The sequence below is a fragment of the Advenella sp. genome, from assembly GCF_052108595.1.
Taxonomy (GTDB): domain Bacteria; phylum Pseudomonadota; class Gammaproteobacteria; order Burkholderiales; family Burkholderiaceae_B; genus Advenella.
Genome location: NZ_JBQEAU010000200.1, coordinates 1 through 2,716, shown reverse-complemented (window position 1 = coordinate 2,716; position 2,716 = coordinate 1). Strand labels below are relative to the sequence as shown.

Genomic DNA, 2,716 nt, shown 5'->3' with positions numbered 1-2,716 from the left:
TGATGCCTTCATTTCCAGTGGGCAGGTATGATAGATATGCTTTGGCTTGATTTGGATAAATTGCATATACCTGACTTGTCGCAATCATTTGGATTACGGTCTCGTGAGGCAAAGTCCGCTGGAAATTCGGTGAGTTATCTATGGCTGTTGGGTCAATGTCCTTGAAAGCGAGCGGGACGCCGCTCGATGAAATGTGCGATGCCTTCCTTGAAATCTTCACTTTGCAAACTCATGACCATCTCGGTGTTGGCTTGTGATACCGCTTCTCCCAGAGTCTGAAATGGCGCTTCCCACAGTTGCTGTTTCATGATGCGCACTGACCGTGGCGACACCTCGTTGCCAAGGCGGTGCGCAAGCTGCCGGGCTGCGTCCGGCAGAGAATCGGCGGAAACAACATGATGGACCAGGCCCATTTGCAGCGCTTCCTGGGCATCGATTTTGCGTGAGGTCAGCAGCAAGTCCGTCGCATGAGCATGGCCGACAATGCGCGGGAGTATCCAGGCGATGCCATGTTCGGCAATCAGGCCGCGCTGGGCAAAGGCGGTTGCGAATACCGCCTTGTCCGCAGCGATCCGAAAATCGCTGTAGAGCGCCATGATCAGTCCGAGTCCGGCTGCCGCGCCATTGATGGCGCTGATAATGGGTTTGGGGGCGGCAGGGAAATAGGAATAACGTGTCTGGTAGTCTGCGCGGCGATTCATGTCGTAGGGACGCATCCACTCTTCAGCCCGGATGTCTTCGGGAGGCAGCACTTCCAGTTCGTCCATGTCCATGCCGGCACAAAACGCACGTCCCGCGCCGGTCAGTATGATGGCGCGCACGGTGTCGTCACGCCCAGCAGTTTCGATGGCTGAACGTAATTCTGCCTCCATGACTTTGGTCAACGCGTTCATGCGTCCCGGCCGGTTCAGCGTGATTGTGGCAATTGCGTCGTCGACGGCGTAGTTCAATGTTTCGTATGTCATAGTCAGGATATGTATTCAGAGAGTGATTCGGTGAAGGGGGTGGGAAGCTGGATGGCGACCGGTTCAAGAAACTCTTGTATTCCGTGACTACCGTTTTCGCGTCCGATGCCGGATTTTCCGAAACCTCCGAAAGGCGCAGAGGGATTGAATGGTGCACCATTGATGTCCACCTGGCCTGCGCGAATGCGGCGGGCCACATCCAGTGTGTCGGGCGTGACAGAGCCCCAGACAGTGCCGGCCAACCCGTATTCGGTGCCATTGGCCAGAGCGATGCCATCTTCGATATCGTCATAGCACATGATGCACAGGACCGGGCCGAACACTTCTTCCATTGCGATTGTCATTGCGGGTGTGACGTCCGATAGCACAGTCGCGGGAATGAAAAAACCATGATCAGGAACGGACTGTTCATCTCCCACGGAACGTGCGCCTGCGGCCACGGCGCTATCGATCATAGCCTGCACTTTTTCGCGTTGGTTCGCAGAAACCAAGGGGCCGAGCCGCGTTGCTGCGTCTGCCGGGTCTCCCATGCGATAGCCGCCAATGCGTTCTCGCACAATCTGTTCGACTTCTGGAAGCGCATTGCGTTGCACCAGCAGGCGCGTCATGGATGAACAGGTTTGCCCAGAGTTGAGCATGCAACTGGCCAGAGTGGCTTTGACGGCTGTCGGCAGGTCGGCGCCGGGCAGCACGAGTGCGGCCGATTTGCCGCCCAGTTCCAGGGCCATGCGCTTGATCTGGCTACCAGCGATGGCTGCGATATGACTACCTGCACGCGTGGAACCGGTAAAGGAAACCATGTCGATACTGGGATGGGAGATCAGCATCTCACCGATATCCGGGCCGGTGCCATATACCAGGTTGAAAACGCCAGGCGGTAAGTCGGCCTGTTGGATCGCTTCGGCCAACAGGGCAGCGCTGGTCGGTGCGATTTCTGAGGGTTTCAGAACGACCGTGCAGCCGGCCAGCAGCGCCGGCGCAACCTTGCCGGTGATTTGGTGCAAAGGATAGTTCCAAGGTGTAATGCAGGCCACCACGCCCACCGGGACATGCTGTACCAGGGAATGACCCATGCGCGTTTCCCAAATCATGTCAGCGGCAATATCGGCATAGCTATTCCACGCAGCAGCGGGCGCGTCCACCTGGATACGTGCAGCTAACTTGCGTGGCATCCCCACTTCGCGGGAGATTGCTGTGGTCAGCGCTTCGGCCTTTTCCGCCAGCGCGGCAGCCACCCGACGCACTGCCGCGATGCGTTCGGCCAGGGGCGTGGCGGACCAGCCGATCCATGCTGCGCGTGCAGCTGCAACCGCGCGGTGTACATCGTCATGAGAGGCAGAACGATAACTGGCAAAAATGTCTTCAGTAAAACTATCCGTGACGGGGAGTTCCTGCTCGCCGCTTGCGGTTGTCATGACGCCGTCTATGAATAAGTGAGTCTGTTTGTGCATGGGTAGTTAATCCTTGTGGAGGCGGGCCGATGTGGATGAAGCGCGTCGGGAGATAAACGCGCGCATGACCTGCTGTGGTTCCCCGGTTGCATAGCATTCAAGTTGATAGCGGATGCCTGCGCTGCACGCCTCGTTAAAGTCTGGCTGTGTGCGCTCCCTGAAGCGCTGCTTGGTTAAGCGAATAGCGGTGCGCGGCAATGCAGCCAGCTTGGCTGCCCGTTCCAGGGCACGAGGTAATACCTGATCGGCAGATACCAGGTCGTTGACGAGCCCGAGTGTATGCGCCCGTTCGCCCGTGAT

At 57.8% G+C, this 2,716-nt stretch carries 3 protein-coding genes; all 3 read right to left on the bottom strand.

What is annotated here, in order from left to right; genetic code table 11:
- Nucleotides 1-152 precede the first annotated feature (152 nt).
- On the bottom strand, nt 153-965 hold the full coding sequence (locus ACTIKR_RS20590) for an enoyl-CoA hydratase (RefSeq protein WP_442328907.1): 813 nt from the start codon (nt 963-965) through the stop codon (nt 153-155).
- 2 nt (nt 966-967) lie between these two features.
- The gene (locus tag ACTIKR_RS20585) at nt 968-2,416 is read right to left on the bottom strand and encodes an aldehyde dehydrogenase family protein (protein ID WP_442328906.1); all 1,449 of its coding nucleotides are present in this window, start codon (nt 2,414-2,416) and stop codon (nt 968-970) included.
- Between the two features lie 6 nt (nt 2,417-2,422).
- Nucleotides 2,423-2,716: enoyl-CoA hydratase/isomerase family protein (locus ACTIKR_RS20580; protein WP_442328905.1), on the bottom strand; the 294-nt coding region annotated here is incomplete at its 5' end.